Genomic DNA, 1,005 nt, shown 5'->3' with positions numbered 1-1,005 from the left:
GCGGCGAAGGCCTTGGGAGTTTGTCCTGCCAAGGCCTGATGGGGTCTGTGGTTGTTGTAGTATACGAGATAGTCGAACAGTTCGTTGGCGAAGTGGTCGAGATTGTCGAAGGTCGCGCCGTCGATGACGTCGTCATCGAGGGTGCGCCAGAAGCGTTCGACCTTGCCATTGGTCTGTGGCCGATAGGGCCGGGTGTAGCGGTGTTTGATGCCAAGCTCGAGCAGCATGGCCTCGAATGGATGCTCGTCCGGCTTAGTGCGGGCAGCGAACTCGGCGCCGTTGTCGGATAGGATCTCCTGGAAGACGAGCCCGTAAGTGAGGTTGAGGGTATTGATCATCTTCAGGGTCTTGAACATGACCGGCAGCGCCTTCTTGGAGGTTAGGACCTCGGCCCAGGCCAGACGCGAGCAGCTGTCGATCAGGCTGATGATGTAGGCCGTGACTGGGGGTGGCGCGAGGAACATATCGCGCGGCAATTGATGCAGATCGACGTGGCCCAGCTCCCCGAGCTTGTCCTTGATAATACGGCGTTTCTCCTCGCGCATCGCCGGCGTGCGGCGGTTCAAGCGGTAGCGCCTCAGCACCCGATAGATCGTGATCGGCGAAGGTACCGTGTCGCGCGTCTCGCGCAAGACCGCATGAATCTCATAGCGGTTCATCCCCCGCTTGCGATGGGCGACGATCTCCGCCTCGATCCCTTCCGGCTCGCGCCGTTCCCGCCACTTCGGGCCGCGCCGCCGCGGCAGCAGGTCCGCTTCATCGCCGCTCTGCAGATAGCGATTGTAATACTTGCGGAAGGTCTGCGAGCAGGTCCCGTGGTGCCGATAGAAGTCGCCGACCCGGTTGAACAATGGCGATCGTCCAGCCTTCACCGCCTCATACTCCGGGATCAGAAAACGCCACTTCTGCAGATAGTTGCGCTCAATCGTCCGGTCATAGCTGTTGTCGCGCATCGGATCGTCCTCCGCTGGAGCGATCCAATCAGCGAATTAGTGAACATGCACA

The 1,005-nt window shown here is 60.4% G+C and carries 1 protein-coding gene; it reads right to left on the bottom strand.

Translation table 11 applies throughout. From position 1 onward, the window contains the following. Positions 1-953: integrase core domain-containing protein (locus tag IVA92_RS00725; RefSeq protein WP_247281144.1), on the bottom strand; the 953-nt coding region annotated here is incomplete at its 3' end. Positions 954-1,005: the final 52 nt, after the last annotated feature.

The organism is Bradyrhizobium sp. 154 (assembly GCF_023073875.1).
Lineage (GTDB): Bacteria > Pseudomonadota > Alphaproteobacteria > Rhizobiales > Xanthobacteraceae > Bradyrhizobium.
The sequence above is the reverse complement of the archived record's forward strand: the minus strand, read 5'-3'. Positions and strand labels throughout refer to the sequence as shown.